This window comes from Stenotrophomonas sp. GD03958 (assembly GCF_029839005.1).
GTDB lineage: Bacteria > Pseudomonadota > Gammaproteobacteria > Xanthomonadales > Xanthomonadaceae > Stenotrophomonas > Stenotrophomonas hibiscicola.
Genome location: NZ_JAOBZT010000031.1, coordinates 1 through 23,670, shown reverse-complemented (window position 1 = coordinate 23,670; position 23,670 = coordinate 1). Strand labels below are relative to the sequence as shown.

The 23,670-nt window shown below is 67.6% G+C and carries 24 protein-coding genes; 12 read left to right on the top strand and 12 right to left on the bottom strand.

What is annotated here, in order from left to right; translation table 11 throughout:
• Positions 1–39 precede the first annotated feature (39 nt).
• Both N5C25_RS11030 and N5C25_RS11025 read left to right on the top strand, forming a co-directional pair.
• Positions 40–1,005, top strand: a complete 966-nt coding sequence (locus tag N5C25_RS11030) for a hypothetical protein (protein ID WP_021203258.1) — start codon at positions 40–42, stop codon at positions 1,003–1,005.
• Positions 1,002–1,376, top strand: a complete 375-nt coding sequence (locus N5C25_RS11025) for a hypothetical protein (RefSeq protein WP_010481078.1) — start codon at positions 1,002–1,004, stop codon at positions 1,374–1,376. The genes N5C25_RS11030 and N5C25_RS11025 overlap by 4 nt, the downstream gene beginning before the upstream one ends.
• Before the next feature lie 96 nt (positions 1,377–1,472).
• Here the strand turns inward: N5C25_RS11025 and accC are convergent, their stop codons facing one another.
• The 4 genes from accC to N5C25_RS11005 form a co-directional block, all read right to left on the bottom strand.
• Positions 1,473–2,840, bottom strand: a complete 1,368-nt coding sequence (accC, locus tag N5C25_RS11020) for an acetyl-CoA carboxylase biotin carboxylase subunit (protein ID WP_019660825.1) — start codon at positions 2,838–2,840, stop codon at positions 1,473–1,475.
• Between the two features lie 10 nt (positions 2,841–2,850).
• Positions 2,851–3,330, bottom strand: coding sequence for an acetyl-CoA carboxylase biotin carboxyl carrier protein (gene accB, locus N5C25_RS11015; protein ID WP_019660824.1), 480 nt, complete (start codon positions 3,328–3,330; stop codon positions 2,851–2,853).
• 59 nt (positions 3,331–3,389) lie between these two features.
• Complete coding sequence (gene aroQ, locus N5C25_RS11010; protein WP_005411251.1) at positions 3,390–3,833, bottom strand: type II 3-dehydroquinate dehydratase; 444 nt, start codon at positions 3,831–3,833, stop codon at positions 3,390–3,392.
• Between the two features lie 360 nt (positions 3,834–4,193).
• Entirely contained in the window at positions 4,194–4,922 is a 729-nt protein-coding gene (locus N5C25_RS11005; RefSeq protein WP_279936936.1) for a DOPA 4,5-dioxygenase family protein, read from the bottom strand.
• Positions 4,923–5,088: 166 nt separating this feature from the next.
• On the opposite strand from N5C25_RS11005, the gene N5C25_RS11000 reads away from it, so the two are divergent.
• Entirely contained in the window at positions 5,089–5,916 is an 828-nt protein-coding gene (locus N5C25_RS11000; RefSeq protein WP_279936935.1) for an isocitrate lyase/phosphoenolpyruvate mutase family protein, read from the top strand.
• Positions 5,917–5,949: 33 nt separating this feature from the next.
• Here N5C25_RS11000 and N5C25_RS10995 read toward each other — a convergent pair whose 3' ends face one another.
• Complete coding sequence (locus N5C25_RS10995) at positions 5,950–6,498, bottom strand: hypothetical protein (RefSeq protein WP_279936934.1); 549 nt, start codon at positions 6,496–6,498, stop codon at positions 5,950–5,952.
• 125 nt (positions 6,499–6,623) lie between these two features.
• Here N5C25_RS10995 and N5C25_RS10990 point away from each other — a divergent pair, with 125 nt between their 5' ends.
• Positions 6,624–7,220: an NAD(P)H-dependent oxidoreductase gene (locus tag N5C25_RS10990; RefSeq protein WP_058978808.1), complete on the top strand. Its 597-nt coding sequence runs from the start codon at positions 6,624–6,626 to the stop codon at positions 7,218–7,220.
• Between the two features lie 16 nt (positions 7,221–7,236).
• On the top strand, positions 7,237–7,830 hold the full coding sequence (locus tag N5C25_RS10985; protein WP_049448495.1) for a TetR/AcrR family transcriptional regulator: 594 nt from the start codon (positions 7,237–7,239) through the stop codon (positions 7,828–7,830).
• 13 nt (positions 7,831–7,843) lie between these two features.
• Here the strand turns inward: N5C25_RS10985 and N5C25_RS10980 are convergent, their stop codons facing one another.
• The gene (locus N5C25_RS10980) at positions 7,844–8,638 is read right to left on the bottom strand and encodes a D-alanyl-D-alanine carboxypeptidase family protein (protein WP_251101990.1); all 795 of its coding nucleotides are present in this window, start codon (positions 8,636–8,638) and stop codon (positions 7,844–7,846) included.
• Between the two features lie 121 nt (positions 8,639–8,759).
• Here N5C25_RS10980 and N5C25_RS10975 point away from each other — a divergent pair, with 121 nt between their 5' ends.
• Positions 8,760–10,313: an alkaline phosphatase gene (locus N5C25_RS10975; protein WP_251101991.1), complete on the top strand. Its 1,554-nt coding sequence runs from the start codon at positions 8,760–8,762 to the stop codon at positions 10,311–10,313.
• 42 nt (positions 10,314–10,355) lie between these two features.
• Positions 10,356–10,922 (top strand): GIY-YIG nuclease family protein, encoded by a 567-nt coding sequence (locus N5C25_RS10970; protein WP_033834050.1) that lies wholly within the window; start codon positions 10,356–10,358, stop codon positions 10,920–10,922.
• Between the two features lie 7 nt (positions 10,923–10,929).
• Here N5C25_RS10970 and N5C25_RS10965 read toward each other — a convergent pair whose 3' ends face one another.
• A complete protein-coding gene (locus tag N5C25_RS10965; RefSeq protein ID WP_172958424.1) occupies positions 10,930–11,073 on the bottom strand; it encodes a hypothetical protein in 144 nt (47 codons plus the stop codon).
• Between the two features lie 98 nt (positions 11,074–11,171).
• Between N5C25_RS10965 and N5C25_RS10960 the strand changes: the two genes are divergently transcribed.
• Positions 11,172–12,071 (top strand): LysR substrate-binding domain-containing protein, encoded by a 900-nt coding sequence (locus N5C25_RS10960; protein ID WP_005411241.1) that lies wholly within the window; start codon positions 11,172–11,174, stop codon positions 12,069–12,071.
• A 31-nt stretch (positions 12,072–12,102) separates the two neighbouring features.
• On the opposite strand, the gene N5C25_RS10955 is transcribed toward N5C25_RS10960, so the two are convergent.
• The 3 genes from N5C25_RS10955 to N5C25_RS10945 form a co-directional block, all read right to left on the bottom strand.
• Entirely contained in the window at positions 12,103–12,819 is a 717-nt protein-coding gene (locus N5C25_RS10955) for an ABC transporter substrate-binding protein (RefSeq protein ID WP_005411240.1), read from the bottom strand.
• Positions 12,820–12,880: 61 nt separating this feature from the next.
• Positions 12,881–14,404 (bottom strand): carotenoid oxygenase family protein, encoded by a 1,524-nt coding sequence (locus tag N5C25_RS10950; RefSeq protein ID WP_279936933.1) that lies wholly within the window; start codon positions 14,402–14,404, stop codon positions 12,881–12,883.
• A gap of 26 nt (positions 14,405–14,430) precedes the next feature.
• A complete protein-coding gene (locus N5C25_RS10945) occupies positions 14,431–14,853 on the bottom strand; it encodes a DUF2141 domain-containing protein (protein WP_058979291.1) in 423 nt (140 codons plus the stop codon).
• 156 nt (positions 14,854–15,009) lie between these two features.
• Between N5C25_RS10945 and N5C25_RS10940 the strand changes: the two genes are divergently transcribed.
• From N5C25_RS10940 to N5C25_RS10930, 3 genes are read left to right on the top strand one after another with little or no spacing between them, the layout of a single operon-like run.
• The gene (locus tag N5C25_RS10940; RefSeq protein WP_058978797.1) at positions 15,010–16,110 is read left to right on the top strand and encodes a histidine kinase; all 1,101 of its coding nucleotides are present in this window, start codon (positions 15,010–15,012) and stop codon (positions 16,108–16,110) included.
• Positions 16,107–16,745 carry a response regulator transcription factor gene (locus N5C25_RS10935; RefSeq protein ID WP_058978796.1) on the top strand — a complete coding sequence of 213 codons (639 nt, stop codon included), beginning with the start codon at positions 16,107–16,109 and terminating at the stop codon, positions 16,743–16,745. Before N5C25_RS10940 ends, N5C25_RS10935 begins: the two co-directional genes overlap by 4 nt.
• A gap of 22 nt (positions 16,746–16,767) precedes the next feature.
• Positions 16,768–17,139: a VOC family protein gene (locus tag N5C25_RS10930; RefSeq protein WP_058978795.1), complete on the top strand. Its 372-nt coding sequence runs from the start codon at positions 16,768–16,770 to the stop codon at positions 17,137–17,139.
• 65 nt (positions 17,140–17,204) lie between these two features.
• Here N5C25_RS10930 and N5C25_RS10925 read toward each other — a convergent pair whose 3' ends face one another.
• Positions 17,205–18,044, bottom strand: a complete 840-nt coding sequence (locus N5C25_RS10925; protein WP_279936932.1) for an arylamine N-acetyltransferase — start codon at positions 18,042–18,044, stop codon at positions 17,205–17,207.
• A 203-nt stretch (positions 18,045–18,247) separates the two neighbouring features.
• Here N5C25_RS10925 and N5C25_RS10920 point away from each other — a divergent pair, with 203 nt between their 5' ends.
• The gene (locus tag N5C25_RS10920) at positions 18,248–20,785 is read left to right on the top strand and encodes a methyl-accepting chemotaxis protein (protein WP_058978792.1); all 2,538 of its coding nucleotides are present in this window, start codon (positions 18,248–18,250) and stop codon (positions 20,783–20,785) included.
• Positions 20,786–20,861: 76 nt separating this feature from the next.
• On the opposite strand, the gene N5C25_RS10915 is transcribed toward N5C25_RS10920, so the two are convergent.
• Entirely contained in the window at positions 20,862–23,384 is a 2,523-nt protein-coding gene (locus N5C25_RS10915; protein WP_058978790.1) for a sulfite reductase flavoprotein subunit alpha, read from the bottom strand.
• Positions 23,385–23,670 lie beyond the last annotated feature (286 nt).

The window sequence follows — 23,670 nt, the reverse complement described above, 5'->3', positions numbered from 1 at the left end:
TTCGTGCTTTCCTGTGTGCCGTATCGCCCGCCGCCGCCGATGGCCTTCGCTCCTACCCTGAAAACCTGGTTGCTCGTGCTGCCGGCCGTGGCCGTGCTGGGCGTGGCCGGTTATCGGGCCAGCGGCCATGCTCCGGCTTCTTCGGTAGCCTCGGCGGATCTGGCGGTTGGGGGGGCGGCCACTGACAGTGCGGCACCGCTGCCGGTGATGCCGGAGGCGCTCGCGCGCCGGCTGGCACCCTTCGAGCGTGGCGGTGCATTGCCGTCCGGGCTGCCCCTGGATATCCGCGCTGATCTCGAAGAGGCCACCGACCTCTACGCCTATGCGCAGCGTTTGCGTGCGCAGGCGGACGAAGGCAATCACGAGGCGCGCTGGATGCTCAGCCGTGTCTACGACTATTGCGCGCAGTATGCGGTCGATCCGGGTGGCTACCGCCTGGACAACAACGTGCTGGCCGGATTGGGCCTGACTGCCGCACCGGCGATGGTGCAGGCGCGCGAACGCGTCGCGCAGCGTTGCGGCGGGTTCGTGCCGGGCGACAAGCTGGGCACGGCCCTGGTGCTGTCCGAACGGCGCAAGGCGGCTGCACAGGGCAACCTGGCTGCCGAGGCTGCGCTGTTCGCCGAGGGCGAACCGCTGCAGGACAGCCCCGAGTACCGCCGTGACCTGGTTGAACGGGTGCGCACCTCGCGTGACCCGGAGGCCTTCATGGCCATCGCACCGGGGATGGGCGTGCGTGCCTCGGGTGACCGCGCGCTCAGCGGGCTGGTGGCGGGCGAGCAGCTGAGTGAACTCGCATGGCGGCTCGCGGCCTGCGAACTCGGTCTACCGTGTGGGGCAGACAGTGTGCTGGTCAACAGTTTTTGTGCGAACGGAGGGATCTGTTCGCAGGATGGTACGCAGGATTTCCGGGATTTCGTGTATGACGCTGCGGTATCGCGGCAGGGCGCTGGGAAGATGAAGGAATGGATCAAGCGATTGGTTGGAAAGAGGAACGAGCAATGAACTACCGCCGATTCCTGCACGGGGCCAAGTTCTGGTTCTGGGTGGCCCTGTTCGTGGCCTACTCGGCCGGCGCCGTTGGCCTGTTGATGATCGATACCTATGAAGATCGCTACCGGCATCTGTCGAAGGTGGAACTGACTACTGTGAAGGCGCAGGAAGACGTGCGCCGTGCCGGTGCCAGCCAGGTGGCCGCGGTCTATCGGGCGCAGAGCGGCATGCCGTTTGCGTCGCTGCCGGCGGGCAGCACCTTCCAGGTGGTGTGGCCGGATGGTTCGACCGAGACCATGGTGATCGTCGACCCGACCTCGCCCAACGGCGTGCGTCCGCTGGCGAACTCGCAGATCCCGGCCGAAGCTGCCGACAAGCGCTGATGCGCCTGCTGTAGCACCGGGCATGGGCTCGGCGCTGCAGCAACGGAAAAGGGCGGGGATATCCCCGCCCTTTTCATGTCCAGCACGCGGCGCCGATCAGGTCAGTGCGATCGGCTTGTTCTTGCGTTCGGCCAGGCGCTTTTCCAGGTAGTGGATGTTCTGGCCACCGGCCTGGAAGCCCTTGTCGCGCATGATCCGCTGCTGCAGCGCGACGTTGGTCTTGATGCCATCGACCACCATTTCGCTCAGTGCCACGCGCATGCGGGCAATGGCGGTTTCGCGGTCCGGGCCGTGCACGATCAGCTTGCCGATCATCGAGTCGTAGTTCGACGGCACGCGGTAGCCACTGTAGATGTGGGTGTCCACGCGCACGCCGGGACCGCCCGGCGGATGGAAGCCGGTGATGGTGCCCGGGCTCGGCACGAAGGTTTCTGCATCCTCGGCGTTGATACGGCATTCGATGGCATGGCCGGTCAGCACCACGTCACTCTGCTTGATCGACAGCTTCTGGCCGGCGGCGATCTTCAGCTGCTCGGCCACCAGGTCGATGCCGGTGACCATTTCGGTGACCGGATGCTCCACCTGGATGCGGGTGTTCATCTCGATGAAGTAGAAGCGGCCGTCCTCGTACAGGAACTCGAAGGTGCCGGCGCCGCGGTAGCCGATGCGGATGCAGGCTTCCACGCACACCTTGCCGATCTGCTCGCGCTGCTCGGCGGTGATGCCCGGTGCCGGCGCTTCTTCCACCACCTTCTGGTGGCGGCGCTGCATCGAGCAGTCACGCTCGCCCAGGTGGATGGCGTTGCCCTGGCCGTCGGCCAGCACCTGGATTTCCACGTGGCGCGGATTCTCCAGGAACTTCTCCATGTAAACCTCGCCATTGCCGAACGCGGCCTTGGCTTCGCTCTTGGTGGTTTCGATCGAGGTCTTCAGCGAGGCTTCGGCGTGCACCACGCGCATGCCGCGACCACCGCCACCGCCTGCCGCCTTGATGATGACCGGGTAACCGATCTCGCGGGCGATCTTGGTGTTGGCGACGATGTCCTCACCCAGCGGGCCGCCCGAGCCGGGAACGCACGGCACGCCGGCGGCCTTCATCGCGCGGATGGCCTCGACCTTGTCACCCATCATGCGGATGGTGTCGGCCTTGGGGCCGATGAAGATGAAGCCGGACTCCTCCACGCGTTCGGCGAAGTCGGCGTTCTCCGATAGGAAGCCGTAGCCCGGGTGAATGGCCTGGGCGTCGGTGACTTCCGCCGCGGCGATCAGGGCCGGGATGTTGAGGTAGCTCTGCGGCGACGGCGCCGGACCGATGCAGACCGACTCGTCGGCCATGGCCACGTGCTTGAGGTTGCGGTCGACCGTGGAGTGCACGGCCACCGTGCGAATGCCGAGGGTGTGGCACGCGCGCAGGATGCGCAGCGCGATCTCCCCTCGGTTGGCGATGACGACTTTGTCGAGCATGGCGTGCCCCTCAGCCGATCACGAACAGCGGCTGGTCGAATTCGACCGGCTGGCCGTTCTCGCCGAGGATGGCGACGATGGTGCCGGACGTGTCGGCTTCGATCGGGTTGAACATCTTCATCGCTTCGATGATGGCCAGGGTCTCGCCTTCCTTGACCTGCTGGCCAACGGTGACGAAGGCCGGCTTGTCCGGGGCGGACGAGGCGTAGAAGGTGCCGACCATCGGCGAGCGCAGCACGTGGCCTTCCGGCAGTGCCGGGCCCGGCTTGGCGGTGCCGCCGGTGGAGGCTTCGGTCGGCGACTGCATCGGCATCGCTTGCGCCGCCGGAGCGGCCGGAGCGGCATACACCGGGGCGGCGACCGGGGCGGCATAGCCGGCCACCGGGGCACGCGACAGGCGCACCGACTCTTCGCCTTCCTTGATTTCGATTTCAGCCAGGTTCGACTCTTCCAGCAGGTCGATCAGCTTCTTGATTTTGCGCAGATCCATGAGGGCCTCTTTGGTTTCTATCTAGGTGAGGAGAGCGCCGTGGGCGCCCGGGTCGACAATCAGGTGGCGGATACCCGCAGCAGCGCCGCGTCCATCGCGTAGCGGTAGCTGTCGGCACCGAAGCCGCACACCACGCCCACCGCCTTGTCACTGAAGTAGCTGTGCTGGCGGAACGGTTCGCGGGTATGCGGGTTGGACAGGTGGATCTCGATGAACGGCACCGCCACCGCGGCCAGCGCATCGCGCAGGGCAACCGAGGTGTGGGTGAAGGCGGCGGGGTTGATCAGGATGAAAGCGGTTCCGTCGTCGCGTGCGGCCTGCACGCGGTCCACCAGCACGTGCTCGGCATTGGACTGCAGGCTCTCCACCGCGTGTCCGGCGGCCGATGCCTGGCTGGCCAGGGCCTGGTCGATGTCGGCCAGCGTGGTGTGGCCGTAGACCTCCGGCTCGCGTGTGCCGAGCAGGTTGAGGTTGGGGCCGTGCAGGACCAGCAGCTTCGCCATGGGATCCGGAAGACGGGAAAGGGCGGCAGTCTGGCGGAACCGGCGGATGCTGTCCAGTTCGGCGAAGTTTGCAGCGTTTCAATCGACCGTTTGAAATCTGCGGAAGCGCTTGCGGCCCTATGCGGGGCGGCGGATCAAGGCGCGCTGAATGCCTTGCGGGCGGGGGATGGATGCACGTAGGCCGACGATGGCGGCAAGGGCCACGCCGGGGGATCCGCGCCAAGCGCGGGCGACGGGGCCGCCGGTCAGTAGATCCACGCCATGCGTGGATGAAGGAAGTTCCATATGCAACAAGCTACGTACGCACCGAAGGGCAGGCCCAGGTTGCGCAGCAAGCTACGCACCCACCGGAAAGGCGGGTCAGGACTCCAGCGGCACCGTCGGCACCACGTTCGGGAACACCTCTTCCAGCGGTTCCCGTTCTCCAGGCTTCGGTGCCGGCCAGTTGTAGGCATTCACCGGCTGCGCGCGGTTTACCCACAACGCGTAATACAGGTGGTCGGCGCGGCCATCACCGGTATTGGGGTGGATCAGGATGGTCAGGCCCAGGCTGTTGAGCTGCAGCCAGGGCACCAGCACGGGGAGCAGGTCGTTGGTAAAGCCGAAATAGAACGAGGGCGTGACATGCGGCCCACGCGGCTCAAGGTTCCAGTTGCCCAGCTCCACCGGGAACCGCTCGGCGGCCCAGCGCCGTAGCAGCGCGGCCTTTTCGAAGCTGTCCTCATCGAAGTAGATGTGAGCGTGATAGCTCTTGATGTCGGTGTAGGCGCGTGGGGTCACGGGCAGGGTGGCCTCGCCGGGACGCACGCTGGCCGGGCGCGGGGTCGGTTCGCTGGCCGTGGCCTGGCCCCAGGGGCTGCGCCCTTCCGGTGCTGGCGGCACGATGGCACGGAAGCCGGGGCGGCCAGGCTCGGTGGTGTTCACCGCGTCGTTGCCGCGCGGTGCTGCGGCGGCGGTCGAGGCACTGGCCAGGCCGCCAGCGGCCAGACCCGCCGAAGCGATCAGGCGGCGCCGTGCCGGCGAAAGCAGGTCGGCCCAGTGGGCGTCATCATCGCCGGCGTAGGTGAGGGTCTGCGGGTCCGGGTGCATGAAGGGCTCCGTGGCGGCATCGTGTGGGCAGGCAAGCACGCTCGGGCACCCGCATCCACAGCGTCCAATAAGCAGGGGGCATCACCTCATGCAGGTGCGCCCCGTTGTCGTTGAGCGTGGCCGCTGGGCGGGCTAGGGTGCAGGTCTGCCGCCCCGGAGCCCTTCCATGATCTCGCCCGATGCCGACACACAGCAAAAGCGCGCGTTTTTCCGCCAGCTGCACGCGCAGGGTTGCTTCGTGCTGCCCAATCCGTGGGACGTGGGCAGCGCCCGCTACCTGCAGCGGCAGGGCTTCCAGGCACTGGCCACGACCAGTGCCGGCTGCGCCTGGAGTGAAGGGCGGCCGGATGGGGCGGTTTCGCTGCAGGCCACACTGGAACATCTGCGGCTGATGGCGGCAGCGACCCCATTGCCGTTGAATGCCGACTTCGGTGATGGCTTCGGCGCCACGCCACAGGCAGTGGGCGAGGCGGTGGCGGCGGCCGTCGACACCGGTATCGCGGCGCTGTCGATCGAGGACGCCAGCGGCGTGGCCGATGCACCGCTGCGGCCGATCGGGCAGGCGGTCGAGCGACTGTGTGCAGCACGTGCGGCCATCGACCGCGCGGGGGTCGATGTGCTGCTGGTCGCGCGGGCCGAGAATTTCTTCGTTGGCGTGCCGGATCTGGAGGACACCCTGCGGCGCCTGCGCGCCTATGCCGAGGCCGGCGCGGATGTGCTGTATGCACCGGGCATCAGCACGCGCGAACAGATCAGCGCGGTGGTCGCCGCCGCGGGCTCGAAGCCGGTGAACCTGCTGGTCGCTGGACCCACAGCACTGAGCCTGCAGGACATCGCCGCACTTGGCGTTCGCCGGGTCAGCCTGGGCGGTGCGCTGGCGCGTGCCGCGTGGGCTGGGTTGATGCGGGCGACCCAGCCGATCGTGCAGGACGGACGCTTCGATGGCCTGCAGCAGGCGGCGTCGGGCACGGCCTTGAACGCGCTGTTCCGCTAGATCCACGCCGTGCAAGGCGGGAGGGGCCGGCGACTACAGCGCCTCGATCTCCCGCTTGGGTAAGGTCACGTCGGGTTCCAGCGCTGGCAGCAGTTGGCGAAGCAGGTTTGGATTGCCCTGCAGCCCGGTGCCATCCAGATACGTCCAGCCGGAACCACCAACGCGGCGCACGGCCACCATGAACGTGGTGCTGCGCATTGGGGTTTCACGCACCCGTATCAGGGATTGGCGTGGCACGAAGCAGACTTCTTCCTCTCCGGCAGCATAGGTCCGGGTCGGCACACCTACATCTTCGCTGATGATCACTACACCGTCGTTGTGCTGCTTCTTCAACGCATCACGGGTGATCGCCTGGAAGGCGTCATCGCCGCCGGCCAGTCGCTTGAGGCTGGGATGGGTGCGTTCGATGAGGAAGTCCGCATCGCCGCGGGCGTATACAGCCATCATGGCGCGCACATCTTCGCGCAGAGCCTTCGCATCACTGGGACTGAGTTCACCTGCGAAGGCGGATGGCAGCAACAGCAACAGCGACAGCAGCATCAGCATCAGCATCAGCATCGTCAAGGGCAGGCGTCGATCCATGTTCGGGTGTCTCACGGGGCACCGCCGCACTATACGGTGGATGCGAAAACAGCGTCCCATCGATGGCGCTGGTATCCTGGAAATCACTACTTACTATTGGTAGGTATTGATTCCTGGAGACCCCCATGCACAGCCTCATTGTCATCGCCCACCCTGAACCCGGTTCGCTGACCCATGCGATGGCGCATCGCATCGGCGATGCCATCACTGCGGCCGACGCCGGCAACACTGTGGCCTACGCCGATCTGATGGCCGAAGGCTTCGATCCACGCTTCAACGCTCAGGACCAGGCTTTGTTCCGCAGCACTGGCGCCGTACCGGCCGACATCGCCGCCGAGCACGCACGGCTGGAGGCGACCGATACGCTGGTGCTGGTGTTCCCGTTGTACTGGTGGTCGTTCCCGGCACTGCTGAAGGGCTGGATCGACCGGGTCTTCACCAACGAATGGGCCTACGCACAGGATGCGCAGGGCAAGCTGGTGAAGAAGCTGCAGCGCCTGAACGTGCATCTGGTGGGGCTGGGCGGCGCCGATGCAGCGATGGTTGAACGTCGTGGCTACGATGCGGCGATGAAGACGCAGATCGACATGGGCATCTTCGACTACTGCGGCGCGCGCGTGCTGACGTCCGACCTGCTGCTGGATGCCGATACCGGTGCGGCCGGAACGCATCTGCAGACCGCGCTGGCGATCGGTCGTAAAATAGGCACCCCGATGCGCTGATCGCCGTGTTCCGCCGATGCCTGCCAACGCCGCTCCCACGCGCCGCCGATTGACCCGCGAGCAACGCGCCCGGCAGTTGCTGGACGTGGCCTGGGCGCTGGTTGGCGAAGAAGGCACCGACGCGTTGACGCTGGGTCGGCTGGCCGAGGCGGCGGGCGTGACCAAGCCGGTGGCCTACGATCACTTCGTGACCCGCAACGGCCTGCTGGCCGCGCTCTACGATGACTATGACGGGCGCCAGACGGTGGTATTCCACGAGCGTATCGGCCGCGCCCGCGCGCAGCTGGCCGACCGTGCGGCGGCCATCGCCTCCGGCTACATCGACTGCATCCTCAGCCAGGGCAGTGAAGTGCAGGGCATCCTCGCCGCGCTGGTGGGAGCGCCGGAACTGCACGAGGTGCGGCGGCGTTACCAGCAGGACTTCATCGACAACTGCGACGTATGGCTGGGTCCGTTTGCCGCCGGTGGCACGGTGCCACTTGCTGGGCGCTGGGCGATTCTCGGTGCGGCTGAAGCCCTGTCTGAAGCCGTGGCGGCAGGCGCGCTGGACAAGACCAACGCCGAGGCCGAGCTGCAGCGGCTGATCGTGGCGACGGTCAAGCGGCGCTGAGCGGCTTCGGGCGTCAGGCCCCGGCAGTGCTGCTGGCCAGCGTGGCGAATCCTGCCGCCAGCTGATCGCGCACTAGGGCATCGCGCGCGTCGCGGCTTTCAGAACCCAGCACCACGGTGATCAGGCGTACCGGCTGATCCCGCCCGGGCACTGCCCGGCATGCGGTGGCGGCCAGGCAGAAGCCTGCTGCCTGGGTGTAGCCGGTCTTCAATCCATCCACGCCGTCATCGCCAAGCAGCGCATTCTGGTTGTTGCGGCTGAAGCTGCCATGCACGAACGCGCGCTGCGCGGTGATTGCCAGTATCTGCGGATGGTCATTCAGCAGGCAGGCGGCCAGCACTGCCATGTCGCGCGCGCTGGATGCATGGCGCGGCGTGGTGATGCCGGAGACGCTGGCGAACCAGCTGCTGCGCAGGTCGAGCTGGCGTGCGTGCCGGTTCATGCGCTCCAGGAACGCAGGCTGCGATCCGTCCAGGTGGCGCGCGATGGCCAGCGCCGCGTCATTGCCGGAGACGATCATCAACCCTTCCAGCAGGCGCGCGAGCGTGACCGTTTCGCCGGGCACCAGGCCCATGCGCGTTTCATCGTCGGCGACCGCATGCACGTCGTCGGCGGCGATGGTGACTTCGTCGCCCCACGAGCGCCCGCGCTCCTCGACACATTCGTAAGCCGCGTAGGCGGTCATCAGCTTGGTCAGCGAGGCCGGCTGCCTGGCGATATCCGCGTTGTGCTGGTGAATCACCGCGAAAGTTGCCGCATCGAGGGTGATGGACGACAGCGGTGCACGCGCAGGAGCAGGAGACGGCATGGAAGCAACGATGGCAGTGGGAACCCAGGAGGATAGTGTGCGGCGACTGCACGAAGCTGAAATATTGAAACGATATAACGTATCGTCATTGTGGGCCGCCGATGGCCCGACGGGACATCCGATGACTGCACGCATTCCACGCCGCTGGCTTCATTCTTCGTTGCTGCTCGCGCTGGCCGCACTTGGCGGTTGCCAGCCCAACGTGCGCGCCGAGGCTGTTTCCAGCACCGAAGCCGGTCCGCTCAATGTGATCGTGATGATCAACGACGGTGCCGGCTGGGGTACCTGGGACGCCGCCGCCTACTGGCAGTACGGCAGCCGTGAAGGCGCACCCTATGCGGATTTCCCACTGCGCCTGGCGGTGACCACCTTTCCGTTGAACGCGAGCAGCCAGCCGACCGGTGACAACGCGCAGACGCTTGGCTACGACCCGGGCAAGGCCTGGGATGACGCGCCGGTTCCTGCGCAGGACCTGCCCTTTGCGGGCTACCAGTACCTGGCCGCGGTGGCTACCGACAGTGCGGCGGCGGGCACTGCGCTGTCCTCGGGGATCAAGACCTACAACAACGCCATCAACTTCAACAACGATGGCCAGCCGGTCGAGTTCAATACGCTGCGCGCCAAGCGCCTGGGCATGGCCACCGGCGTGGTCACCTCGGTGCCGTTCGCGCATGCCACGCCGGCCGCGTTCGCGGCGCAGAACGAATCGCGCAGCAACTATCACGCCATCGCACATCAGATGCTGGCGCAGGGCCACATGGACCTGGTGATGGGCACGGGCGGCCCGGGCTACAGCGTCGACGGCCGCGCCTGCCATGAAGGTACGGACGCGGCGAAGGCGGAGGGCTGTGCGAATCCATGGGAGTGGGTGTCGCAGCAGGATTGGCAGCAGCTGGAAGCGGGCAGCACCATCGGCGGCAATCCGGCGGGACCGTGGCGCCTGATCCGCAGCAAGGAAGCGTTCGCCGCACTGGCGCAGGGACGGTTGCCGGCCGACCGGCCGCTGATCGGTGTACCGCGCGTGGCCAACACGCTGCAGCAGGCGCGCCAGCTGCAGGTGCTGGGCAAGGATGCAGGCACGCCTTCGGGAGTGAGGAAGATCGACAGCGTGCCCGATCTGGCGACCATGACGCGTGGCGCACTGCAGTTCCTGCAGCAGCGCTCGTCCAAGGGGCTGTTCCTGATGGTGGAAGGCGGCGCCACCGACTGGGCCGCACATACCAGTGCGTGCGGCACCGAATGGCATTACGGCCAGTGCAGCGATCAGCCGCAGCATGGCCGGCTGATCGAAGAGACCGTGGAGTTCAATGACGCGGTGGAGGCGGTGGTCGACTGGATCGAGCGCAACGGTGGCTGGGAGCGCAACCTGTTGATCGTCACCACCGACCACGACAACAGCATGCCGATGGGCCCGGATGCACAGGACGTCGCTTTCGCGCCGGTACGCAACAACGGTCGCGGCCGCATGCCCGGGATCAGTTTCCGTCCCACCGGCAACCATTCCAATGCATTGGTGCCATTGTGGGCCAAGGGCGCGGGGTCGGAACTGCTGGGCAAGCGCGTGCGCGGCGTTGATGCCGGCTACCGTCAGCACGTTCGCTGGAACGACGGCAGTTACATCGACAACACCGACGTGGCTGCGGCGGTGCAGGAGGCGCTGCAGCGTCCACGGTAACGCCCGGTTGCACCCGGGCTGTTGTCGAGGCAGCCTGCGCACATGCAGTCGGATATCCGCATCGACGGTCGTGTCTTCGCCTACGTCTTCCCCTGTGCGTGGGAAGACTACGCGAAGATCGGTTTCTCACGTGATCCGCTCGGACGCATCAGCGCATTGCACCGGCGTTGGTTCGAGTTCTTCGACCTCGACGCCGGTGCACTGGTGGAAGCGGAAAGCGAGCGCGACGCGCGGGATCTGGAGCTGCAGCTGCGTTCGCCGTTCAAGGCGCACCGCGCGCCGGCGCCGATGACGGTCCAGGACAAGGCCGGAGGCCGCACCGAATGGGTACGTGGTGCCAACCACGCTTTGTCGCTTGCGGTTGCCGGCCTGGGCGAACAGGGCTATCGCTGCTATCCACTGAAGGGGTGGCTGCGAGCCGCGCTTCGCCTGCGCATGGACCGGTTGCACGACTGGGCGGCGGTGCAGCTTCCCGAAGAGGAAGGCCTGCGGATCCCCGGTGGCCCCGGCGAGGGCGCGCTGCGTGACACCCTCGACGGTTGTCGGGCATTGGACATCGATCCGATCCCGTGGCTGCCTGAACACGTCCAACGCTGGTATGCAGGTTGAGGAGCCTTCAACGGGTTCGCGGCGGCTGAACCGGCGCGGCCGGTTGCCGCGCGCACTGCGGGGCAGGTGTGGACGGGCTGGCCAGCTGGCGTGCCAGCTCGGCGCTGGCCACGTGGCCCTGCAGGAACAACAAGCCGCCGAAGATGTTCATGAGCGTGCCTCCACTTGAGTGGATTGCACGATACGGGCAGCATGGACGGGCAAAAAGCGACATTTCCGCAAGCATGACTTGAGAGAATTTCAAGCCTTATGTCCCGCCCTCCGCTCCATGCCCTCCAGGGCTTCGTGGCTGCCGCCCGGCTTGGCAACCTGTCGCGCGCGGCGGCGTCGATGAACCTGACCGTCAGCGCGCTCAGCCACCAGATGCGGCAGCTGGAAGAACGGCTCGGGCAGCCGCTGCTGATCCGCCAGCCGCGTGGTATCACCCTTACCCTTGAGGGGCAGCGCCTGCTCGAGCAGGTGGGGCCGCATCTGGATGCGATAAACGAAGCCTTCCAGCCCTATGCCGCGCGTGCCGAGCACGTGCTGACGATCAGTGCGGTGCCATCGATGGCATCGGCCTGGCTGGTGCCGCGCCTGGGTCACTTCGTGGCTGAGCATCCGCAGATCGAGATCAACCTGCAGTCGAGTGAGCGCCTGATTGATTTCGAGCGGCAGCGCCAGTTCGACGCCGCGCTGCGGCTGGGCAGCGGGCAATGGCCGGGCCTGGTGGTGGAACCGCTGTTCGACGAGTGGCTGGTGCCGATGGCGAGCCCCGCGCTGATCGAGCGCATGGGGGGCATCGACCGTGTACCGCTGACCCAGTGGCCGCTGCTCGGTGATCCAGACGGCGCGTGGGGCGCCTGGTTCGCGTTGAGCGGGCAGAGCCCGCCATCGCGCTTCGTGGCGGTGCTGGATGATTCGGAGGCGCACCATCGCGCCGCACTGGATGGCGTAGGCGTGGCCCTTGGCCGGGTGACCCGGGCACGCCTGCTGCTGGAATCCGGCCAGCTGGTCGCGCTGTCCAGCCAGCGCCTGAAGACGGCGTGGCCGCATTGGCTGGTGTACCCGCAGCGCTCGGCCAGCCATCGCGGCTTCCTCGCGTTCCGCGACTGGCTGCATGCGCAGGCCGCCGAGCATGTGCAGCACATGGCGGACGCGCATCTGTAACGCCGCGCGGTGCTCGATCTCGACTCTACAGTCACTGCACAAGGGTGACCGCCTGCCCGGCACGCGCGAACGCTTCCTCCAGCAACGGGCCCGCCTTGATCGCTTCCACTTCCTCAAACAGCGCCCGCAGTGCATCGGCGGGGCGTGAGGCCGGTGCCGCCACTGCCTGCTGGATCGCGGTGAAGCGATCGGCCAACACCCGATGGCCGGGATGTGCCTTCGCCCAGGCCGCCAGCGGCTGGCGTACACCGGCGGCGGCATCCAGGCGGTGCTGGTCGAACAGGGCGATGGCCGCTGCCGAGGTGTCCGCCCGCTCGATCGTGGCATGGCGCAGTTCCCGGCTCAGGAACAGGTCATAGGCCGCGCCACGCCCCACCGCGATGCGCAGTCCGTCGCGGTCGAGGTCGGCCACTTGCTGCGCCGGGCTGTCTTCGCGCACCAGGTAAGTGCCTTCGATCTCCACATACGGAGCGCTGAAGGCGATGCGGTCGGCACGCGCCGGATCGATCGCCAGGAAGGCCAGATCCCAGCCGTCTTCGCCCGCTGCGGCGACCACCGAGGCTGCGGCATCGTGGCAGGTGAAGCGTGCCTGCACCCCCATCCGTTGCGCCAACGCGGTAGCCAGTTCCAGCGAGGGGCCGCGCGGTGAGCGCGCATCGCCCTGTGCCAGCACCGGGTTGCCCAGGTTGATCGCCACGCGCAGGAAACCGTGCGGTGCCAGCGTACGTCGGTGGTCGGCCAGGGACATGCAGGACTCCACGGGGCAGGGAGACCCAGCATGCCAACAACGGTGTCCGCGTGGCGTGGACTCAGCCGCGCGCGGCGAAGGTGCCGTGGAAGCCCAGTGGCACCGCATACGGTAGCCACGCCTGGGTCAGCGGACCGTCATCCACATGGCGCGCATCCAGCACGGCCAGACCGCTGCGCTGGTTCACCGGATCGAGCAGGGTGCCGATCAGCCAGCCGTCATCGGCGTTGCGGCTGCCCGGGCGCGGTACGAACACATGCTCTTCGGCCATGATGTCCGCCCCGTAGTTCCAGAGCTGGCGGCGCCCGTGCTCGATCTCGAACGCGGCCACCGCGTTGAAGTACGGCGCAGTGGCCGTGCCGTCGATGGTCGGCGCATACAGCCGTGCGCCACGTGTGTTCGCCGAGCGCGGGTCGAACAACGGGAACTCCACGGCGCTGATGCCCAACGTCTGCCAGCGGGCCCGTCCACGACGCAGGTCCAGATGCAGCTCGACCAGGCTGGCGCCACTGTTGGCCGCGTGTGCGCCATCACCGGCCATCGCTTCCTTCATCGGCGAGCGCGCCTCATTGATGTCGTCGTGGCGCACTGCGCGCAGCACGATGCCGCCATCGCGGGTGAACGCGTCGCCGAAGTGGTAGATCGCCGCGAACGGGGCCTCGAACCATTGCGCCTTGTCCGGCGCATCCTTGGCGACCACCGCGATGCGCACCGGACGCTGCGGTGCGAACTGCATGCGCTCGAAGAAGCTGCCACCTGCGCCGGTGAAATCGAACGGCATCATCGCGAACACCAGGTGCTGGTCGGTCATCGCGAAGGCATGCAGGTAGCCATGCTCGGGTGTTTCGATCACATTGGCGCTGCGCAGCTGGCCGTCCGCACCGATGTGCCAGACCAGCAGGCCATGGCCCCCCATCAGGCTGATCGAGCCCAAGTTCCAGAGGCTGCCGTCGCGGTCGGTCAGCGGGTGCGCCGAGAACGGCAGCGCCGCCAGGTCCGGACGCCAGGTGACGGGGCCAAGCGTCTGCAGTGAATCCGGGTCCACTTCGAACGCCGAACCGGATTCGCACAGGGCGAACAGGCGGCCATTGATCATCGTCACCGAGGTGTTGGCCACGTTGGCATCATCGTTGTTGCGTACCGCCAGCGCACCGGGAATGCTGGTGCCGGCGGCCGGATACTGGAAGCGGCCGGCCTTCTGTTCACGGGTGAATTTCGGCGTGGCAACCATGCGCCCGTGATGGGTCAGGCTGCCATCACCATTGAAGCGCCAGCCATGCACCATGCCGTCGCCGTCGAACCAGTGGTCGTAGCGGAAGCCATCGCGCTCGGTCCACGCCGGACCGTTGCGGTACAGCGTGCCGGCCAGGCCTGACGGCAGCTTTCCCTGCAACTGCACGGTGGCCGGACCGAGGCTTTCGCTGCCGACGCTACGCCAGCCGAGCAGCCAAGGATGTTCCTGCATGCCCTGCGCGAACCGCGCCGGGTCGCCGGCGAAGGCGGGAGCGCTGCGCAGCGCGGTGGTGCCCAGGGCCAGACAGGCACTGCTGCTGAGCAGGGTACGAAGGAAGCGGCGACGGTCCATGGTGGCCTCGGGTCTGGATGCAGGAATCAGCGCAGGGTGATGTCGATGGCGGTGCCGGCGGCCGGTACGTCGACGCGCGCCTCGTCGAAGGTCGGCTTGCGCATCACCTGCGGATTGTTGCTGAAGCCGTAGCCCTCCACCGGCATGCCGACCAGGTTGGTGTCGAGCTTGCCGTTGTCGTTCTCGTCGTGGGTGAGCAGCACGGCATAGTTGCCGGCCGGAACGCCCTTGAACGTGAAGTGGGCGCTGTCGCCGCTGGGCGCCGCCTGCTGGGCCTGCACGGGCCTGGCCTTGCCGTCCCAGGCGGCGGCGCTGTCGACCAGCGCAACGCGCAGGGTGCCGGTCTGCACGCGGACGTCGTGCACGGTCACGGCCAGGTCGGCGGCGTGGGCACTGCCGGCTAGGGCCAGGGCAGTCAGGGCGATGCTGAGCAGGGCGGTGCGGATCATGGCAGTGGCTCCGGAAGTGTGTGTGGCGGTGTGGCGCCAGTCTGCGTGCGGCGCTGCACCGGGTTCAGGGCCAGTGGTCATCGATTCGACGTGCCAGAAGTCACTTTCTGCGCCGGACCCATTGCCGCCGGCGTGCGCGGCGGTCAGCATCTGGCCATGCCCAGCCTGTTCCGCCATCTGTTGCGTCCCCTCAGCCTCGCCGGCCTGGCCACCGTGCTGGTGGTGGGCCTGTCATTCGCGGTGCAGCGCAACGGTGCCGGGCTGAGCCTGCTGCTGCTTGCCGTGTTCCTGCTGCTGTTCGTGGTGCACGGCTGGTCGTCGGTGCCATCCCGCGTGCGCGCTGTCGCGGCGGTGTTGCAGGCGTTGCTGGCGGTCGTGCTGGTTGCGCTGCAGCCGCGTACCGGCACCGCACCGGTACTGCTGGTGGTGCTGGTGGCGCAGCTGGCCGAGCATTGGCCACCGCGCTTCGTGCTGGCTGTTGCACTGCTGGCCAACCTCGCCATGTATCTCGTGCTGCGCTACAGCGGCTTCAGCCAGCCGCTGCTGGTGGTGCTGCTCTATGGCGGCTTCCAGGCCTTTGCCGCACTGACCGCACACTATGCCCGCAGCACGGCGCTGGCCCGCGATGACCTGGCCCGCGTCAACGCCGACCTGCTGGCCACCCGCGCGCTGCTGGCCGACAGCGCACGCGATGCCGAGCGCCTGCGCCTGGCGCGCGAACTGCACGATGTGGCCGGGCACAAGCTCACCGCGATGCGCTTGAACCTGCGTGCCCTTGCGGCCGACCCTGTGTTGGCCAGGCGCGAAGGATTGGTGCTGGCCGAGCAGCTGTCCGGCGAGTTGCTGACCGACATCCGCCAGGTGGTGCAATCGATGCGCGATGATCGCGGCCTCGATCTGGCCACCGCATTGCACGCGCTGGCCGCGCCGTTCCCGCGCCCGAAGCTGCAGCTGCAGATCGGCGAGTGCGTGCGCGTGGTTGACCCGCTGATGGCCGAGACCGTGCTGCGCCTGGTACAGGAAGCGCTGACCAATGCCGCCCGGCATGGCAACGCAGACACCGTATGGCTGACGATCAACGAGGAGGATTCCCGGTTGCGTATCGACATCCGTGACGACGGCCAGCGCGCCGAACGTATCCGCGAGGGCAACGGCATCGCCGGCATGCGTGAGCGCCTGGCCGCAGTGCGTGGCCAGTTGGAACTGGCCCGCACCGCACAGGGCGGCATGCACCTGACCGCCTGGGTGCCGGCATGAACGGCAGCGCGATCCGTGTTGCCCTGGCCGACGACCAGGCGCTGGTCCGCGCCGGGCTGCGTGCGTTGTTGCAGGGGTTGGGCGTGGACGTGGCGCTGGAGGCCGCGGAGGGCCAGGCGTTGCTGGACGCGCTGTCCACCCAGCGCGTGGATGTTGTGCTCAGTGACATCCGCATGCCCGGGATGGACGGCATCGAGGCAGTGCGCCAGCTGCGCGCGCGCGGCGATGCCACGCCGTGGCTGCTGCTGACGACCTTTGATGAAAGTGACCTGCTGCTGCGCGCCAGCGAGGCCGGCGCACAGGGCTTCCTGCTCAAGGACGCCGCACCCGCAGACCTGCGCGAGGCGATCGAGCGCGTCGCCGCTGGCGAAACCCTGCTGCTGCCGGTCAGCACCGAGCCGGTACGCGCCCGCTACCGCTTCCACGATGAAGCACCGCCCACCGATACCTTCGGGGAACGCGAGGTGGCGATCCTGCGCTTGCTGGCCGGTGGCTACAGCAACAAGGAGATCGCGCGCAGCCTGTTCCTGGCCGAGGGCACGGTGAAGAACTACGTGTCCGCCATACTCGACAAGCTGGGCACCCGCGATCGCACCCGTGCGGTGCTGAAGGCGATTACCCTGCGCATCATCTGAGTGGACCGAGCAAGGAGTGCCAGTGAACCCGATCCTGCATGTGGAAATCCCGGCCAGTGACCTGGACCGTGCCATCACGTTCTACCAGCGGTGGCTGCAGGTCGCGGTGGACGAACCTGTCGTGCTGCACGGCTGCCGGATGGCCTACCTGCCGTTCTCCGATGAGGCCGCCGGTGCCAGCATCGCGCTGGTGCACGGCGCGGACTACCGGCCTTCCGAACAGGGGGCGCGCGTCTACATCGGCGTCGATGACCTGGATGCGAGCCTGGGGCGAGCACTGCAAGCGGGCGCCGAGCTGCGCTTCGGACCCGCCGATGCGGGCGACTGGCGTGTGGCCGAGATCCGCGACAGCGAAGGCAACCGCATTACGCTGCAGGCGCGCGCGGTTGCGTAGAGCCGAGCCCATGCTCGGCTGCTGTTGACCCAGCAGCCCAAGCTCAGCCGAGCATGGGCTCGGCGCTACAAGGTTGCGGCGCGTGAGCGCTGCAGCCAGTCATTGATGGCCGGGTCCAGTCGCGGGTCGTCCGGCAGCTGCATGCCGAAGCGCTGCTGCAGTACGTCGCGCACATCACCCACATCATGCAGCGGGCGCTTGTCCGGCGCCTGCCCGGGGCGGTGCTCGGTGTAGTTGCCGCTGCCGATGGTGCGGCGCCAGTCCGGTCCGGTCAGCGACACGCGTAGCTGGCCCGGGAAGCTGGAATCGGGGTGGGTGCATACGTACCAGTTGCCCACCACGTTGTCGATCGGTGCAGGCGCCTGCAGATCGAAGCGGTACATCGCCCGCCAGCCGTCGCTGGATTCGGCTGACAGCACGAAGTCGCCCTCGTCAGGCAGACGCTGCAGCAGATAGCGCTCATGCGGCGTGGCCTGCGGCTGCGGATCATGCAGCCGCAGCGGTACGGTCGGGGTCAGGCTGCCGAATCCGGCATCCACCAGCCAGTCGTCCCCATCCACATGCACGCGCAGCAGCAGATGGGTACGCGCGGTCAGTTCGCCGTCATGCGCTGCCAGCAGCACGCGCGCACTCAGCGGCTGCGCATCAAAGCCCAGTGCCTGCAGCAGGGCCAGCAGGCCGCCATTGAGTTCGAAGCAGTAGCCGCCACGACGGTCGTCGAGCAGCTTGCGCTGCACGCTGTCCAGGTCGATCGGTACTGCATCGCGCAGCAGGCAGCTGAGGGTTTCGAACGGCAGCAGTGCGTTGTGGCGCTGCTGCAGCAGGGTCAGGCCCGCCAGCGTCAGCGGTGGCGGTGCATCCAGCTGCAGGCGTTGCAGGTAGCGGGGGACATCGAGCGTGGTCATGGAGGCACCGGACGGGGGAAGGGCGTCCACTGTGCTCCCCCAACCGGGGTTGAGGTCAAGGGTGGTGGTCGTGTCACGCCAGCGTCGCCTGCACCCGGTAGAAAGTCCGCGTCCGCCAGTCATCGCTGGGCTCGGACGACGAAAGGTCTAAAGTTGCCTTGAGTCCGGCCGATACAGGTGCGTCTTTCCGCCTGGAGCCCGTCATGTCGGCCGTCGTCCCCCACCTCCGGTCCCTGCGCACGCGCCTCGCTGCGATGCACTCGGCGTCCCCCGGCCTGCTGCGCTGGCTGCAGCCACATCGGCTCAGCGTGGCCAACAAGCTCAAGGCCACACTGTGGATCTGCGGCCTGGGCCTGGTGGCGATCGCTGCTGTCTACGCCTGGACTGGCCATGCCAACGCACTGGCTGCGCGCAGCCAGGCCAGCTACCAGCGCGGCAGCGATCTGGCTGCCAGCCTGTCCACGCGGGTGGCCGAAGCGCGTCGCCTGCAGGCCCAGTATGCACGCAGTTTCGATGATGCCGACCGCGCGCAGCTGTTGGCCACGCAGAAGGCGTTGCAGACCGATCTGCAGGCGCTGCGCGCGATGCCGATGGATGCTGGCCGGCGCAAGGCTCTGCAGGCGCTGACCGAAGCCGCCGACGCGTTCTCGCAGGGTGTGGCCGCCCTGTTCGAACGGGTCGACGAGATGGGCCGTGGTGATGCCGGCCTCGCTGCGCAGCTGCAGCAGGCCGCCGACACTCTGCAGGCGCAGGTGGATGTGCAGCAACGGCCCGCGCTGGCGCTGTCCCTGCAGAAGATGCGAAGGCAGGAGGCACTGCTGCTGCTCGACGGTGATTCCACCCACGCCGACCGCGCCAGCGAGGAGAAGCTGCCGTTCGACCTCGCACTGGCGGGCCTGCCTGCGGATGTGCAGGACACCCTGCGCACCGGGATGGAGGCGTATCAGGCCGCATTGCTGGGGTATACCGCTGCCCGCGTCGGCCTGGATGTTGAAGCGCAGTCGCTGCTGGATACCGCCGCGGGCGTAGCGCCGGCGTTGGCCGCATTCCAGCAGGCACAGGTGGCGGCACTGGCCGAGGCGCAGGCACGCCAGCAGGCCGGCGCGCGCACCATGAGCGTGCTGTTCGCACTGACCCTGCTGCTGGTGGCCGGCGTGCTGATCACCAGCCTGGTGCTGGTGCTGCGTGCGGTGCGCCGGCCGATCCAGGACACCCTGCGCTTCGCCAGCGACATCGCCGACGACCGCCTCGACACCACCCTGCGCGTCTACAACGCCAACGACGAGATCGGCCAGCTGGCCCAGCGCCTGGTCGACATGCAGCAGCGCCTGCGCGCACGCATCGAGACCGAGCGCGCGGTGGCGCGCGGCAACACCCGCGTGCGCCAGGCATTGGACAGCGCGCAGACCGGCCTGATGGTGATCGATGCGGAAGGGCAGGTCGCCTACGCCAACCCGGCATTGCTGCAGCTGCTTGAACTGACGAACGAAGCGCTGGTGGGCAGCGACGCGGTAAGCCTGCATCCGGCGTTGGCCAGCCTGGCCGGCGTACGCCAGCGCGAGGAGCGCGAGATCGGCCATGCCGGCGTGCGCTACCAGCTGATCGCCAATGCCATCATCGACGAAGCTCAGTTCCTTGGCGTGGCGGTGGAGTGGCGCAGCCGCGCGCTGGAAACGCTGCTGGAAACCGAAGTGGCAGCACTGGTCGACGCCGCCGCACAGGGCGAGCTGCACGGTCGCATCGCGCTGGAGGGAAAACAGGGCTTCGTGCGCACGTTGTCGACCAGCATCAACCGCCTGCTGGCGACCTTCGAGACCAACCTCGGCGATCTGCAGGCGCTTCTGGCGGCGCTGGCCCGTGGTGACCTCAGCGTGCGCATGGAAGGTGAGCTGCAGGGCGTGTTCGCACGCATGCGCGACGATGCCAACGCCACGGTCGCGCAACTGGGCCGCATCGTCACCCGCATCCAGCAGGCGACGTCCAGCCTCGACACCGGTGTGGGTGAGATCGTTGCCGGTCACCATGATCTTTCGCAGCGTACCGAACAGCAGGCGGCCAACCTGGAAGAGACGGCAGCGTCGATGCACGAGTTGACCGACACCGTTGGCCGCAATGCCGATGCCGCGGGCCGCGCCGATGCCCTGGTGCAGGGGGCGGCCGCGGTGGCCCAGCGCGGTGGCGAGGCCGTCGGCCAGGTGGTCGCAACCATGCATGGCATCAGCGAGGCCTCGCGGCGGATCGGCGACATCACCCAGCTGATCGATGGCATCGCTTTCCAGACCAACATCCTCGCGCTGAATGCCGCGGTGGAAGCTGCGCGCGCAGGTGAGCAGGGCCGCAGCTTCGCCGTGGTGGCTGCGGAAGTGCGCCTGCTGGCCCAGCGCAGTGCTGAAGCGGCCAAGCAGATCAAAGGACTGATCGAGGATTCGGTGGCGCGTGTTGGCCAGGGCAACCAGCAGGCCGAGCAGGCGGGCATCACGATGGGCGAGATCGTTGGCAGCGTGCAGCAGCTGGCCGAGCTGCTGGCCGGTATCCGCAGTGCATCGCAGGACCAGCATGCCGGCATCGCGCAGGTGAAGCAGACCATCGTGCAGATGGAAGCCAGCACCCAGCGCAACGCCAGCCTGGTGGAAGAGGCTGGTGCCTCCACCGCGCAGATGCAGGCGCAGGTACACGCGCTGGCCGAAGCGGTGGGCGCGTTCCAGTTGCAGTCGATGCCACAGGCGCGCGCTGCGGCCTGATCGTGCTCCGGTAGTGCCGGCCGCTGGCCGGCACGCCCTGATCATGCCGGCCGGCGGCCGGTACTACCCTTGTGGCTCAATACACGTCGCGACGGTAGCGCCCGGTCTCCAGCAGCGTTTCCACTTCTTCATCACCCAGTGCTTCGCGCAGCACCTGGTCCACACCTTCGGCCATGCCCAGCAGCGAACCGCAGACGTGGATGACCGCACCACGCTGCATCCAGTCGCGCAGGGCATCGGCTGCTGCACGCAGGCGATCCTGCACATAGCCGCCCTTACCATCGCGCGAGAACGCCAGGTCCACCCGCGCGAGATGGCCATCGCCCTGCCACCCTTCGATCTCATCGGCGAACAGGAAGTCGTGCGCGCGCTGGCGTTCGCCGAACAGCAGCCAGTGCCCGTGCTCACCTGCATGCGCGGCTTCGCGCAGCAGGCTGCGCAGGCCCGCGATGCCGGTGCCATTGCCGATCAGCACCATTGGCGCACCGCCAACGCGATGGAAACCGGGGTTGCGGTGCACGCGGGCCACGATGCTGGCACCGACAGGCGCATGCAGCGACAGCCAGCCCGAACCCAGGCCGGTGCGTCCGGTTTCGTCATGGACCAGCCGTACCACCAGTTCGACCGCACCGTCATCCGTACAGGATGCGATGGAGTACTCGCGCCCCGGCAGCAGTGGCAGCCCTGCCAGCCAGAGGCAGGCATCCTGCACCGCCAGCGCAGCATCGGCATCGGGCAGCTCGCGCTCGCTGGCCAGCGCCAACAGCGTGCGCGGCTGGCCGTCAATCAGCAGCGGCTGCTGGGGATCCAGCCCATGTGCCTTCAGCACCGCAACGGCGTGCCGCGCGTTGTGGCGGGGCGCGATGTGCAGGATGTCGCCCGCCTGCCACTGCACATCGGCCGGTGGCGCAAGACGGATGTGCCAGATGGCGCCGCCCACGCTGCCTGGATTGAGGCGGTCACGGCCGAGCAGGCGCCACTCGTGCATCTGCGTCGCGGTCGGCAACACGCTGTCATCGGTGGCGATGCCGGTCAGCGCGCCGAGATGTTGCTGCCACTGGCGCAGCGCCGGTATCGCAGCGGCATCGACATCGATGCGCTCGAACAGCGCACGTGCCCCGTTGCCCAGCAGCCAGCCATCGAATTGGCGGCCAAAGCCGCAGTAATGCGGGTACTGGCGGTCACCCAGGGCGAGCAGGCCGAACTGCAGGCCCGACAGATCCGGCGCTTGTGCCAGCAGCCGTCGCGCAGCGCCCCGCGCCGCATCCGGAGGTTCGCCATCACCAAAGGTGCTCAGCACGAACAATGCCTGTGCGGTGCGTGCCAGCCGCGCGGCATCGACGCGGGCCAGGGGCAGAACCTGCACTGCATGGCCGGATGCTTGCAGCTGCGCGGCAGCGCGCCATGCGAGTTGTTCGCCCAGTCCGCTCTGGCTGGCATGCACCACCAGCCACGGCGTGCCATCGCCATCTGCAGGTGTTGTTGGTAGCGACTTGCGCAGCCCGCGCGCAGCGCGCTGGCTGCGGCGCCGGTCCAGGTACAGCAGCCAGCCAGTGATGAAGAACAGGCTCATGCCCAGGCTGCTGAGCATCACCACCACCCGCCCGGGCATGCCGAAGTAACTGCCCGAGTGCAATGCGAACACGCTGGTGGCCAGCTGTCCTCTGGTGCCCTGGCGCGCGTAGGGGCGTGAATCGAGGATGGCCCCGCTGGCCGGATCCAGCTGCAGCAGATCGTGCGCGCGGTCATGCCGCCCACCGCGCTGCGACGGGTCACCGGCCATCACGCGCACATTCAGTACCTGCCCCGGTTTCTCCGGCAGGCGCAGGTCGATGTAGCCGGTGTGCACGCCGGGCAGGGCATACAGCGTGGCTTCGATGCGCTCCAGGTTCAGGGCGGCGCCGGTGGCGACCTTGTGCTTGGCGGCCGGTGCGACGCCCAGCAGCGTATTGGCGGCACTGCGATACCAGTCGAAGGACCACCACAGGCCGGTCAGCGCACTCATCAGGTAGATCAGCAGCATCCAGGTGCCGACCACCGAGTGCAGGCTCCACAGGAAGCCACGGCCGCTGCGTTTCCATTCCACCGCCAGCCAGCTGCGCCAGTGCCACCAGCGGCGCGGCCAGCGCAGGTAAAGACCGGACAGGGTGAAGAACAGCAGCGCGATCGCACAGCTGCCGGTGATCCACTTGCCGCGCTCGCCCGCGGCGAGGTGGCGGTGCAGGTCCTCGACGAAGTCGAAGAACGCCTGCCCACGCAAGGCACTGAAGCGCTCACCGCTGTAGGGGTCGAAGTACACCCAGTGTTCCTTGCCGCCAGCAAAGCGCGCCACCGACGGTCGCTGGCCGGTGGCATCCACGCGCAGGCGCTGCAGGGGGCGATCACCGCCGGCCTGCAGCAGCGGTGCCAGTTCGCTGAGTTCGAGCGGAAGCTGGCCATCAGCATGGTGTTCAGCGATCTCGGCGAAGCCGGGGTTGGCCGCTCGCAGCAGCTCATCCTCGAAGGACAGCACGGCGCCGCTGAGGCCCATCACGGCCAGTACGGCGCCGGCGGTGATGCCCAGCAGCCAGTGCAGTTGGAACAGGACGTTCTTGAACATCGAAGGAGGGGGCCCCGAAGGCTGCCGCCCGCATCCTGCGCAACAGCAAATGAGAATTAATCGCGGAATTCTCCGTGGCGGACGGGCTACGGTCAAGGAGGGTTTTGTTGCAGGGCTTTGCAGCCCTGCACCCGCTACAAGCCGGAGCAACGTCAACGTCAAAAGCTGGCTTTCCGTGGGTTGGCGGGGTGGGTCCGGTTGAGGGGGACGCTGCAAGTACGTCCATGTAAGCTCGGTCGCCGCTTGCTCGTGTGCGCTGTCCTGCGCACACGGCAAGACCAGGGTT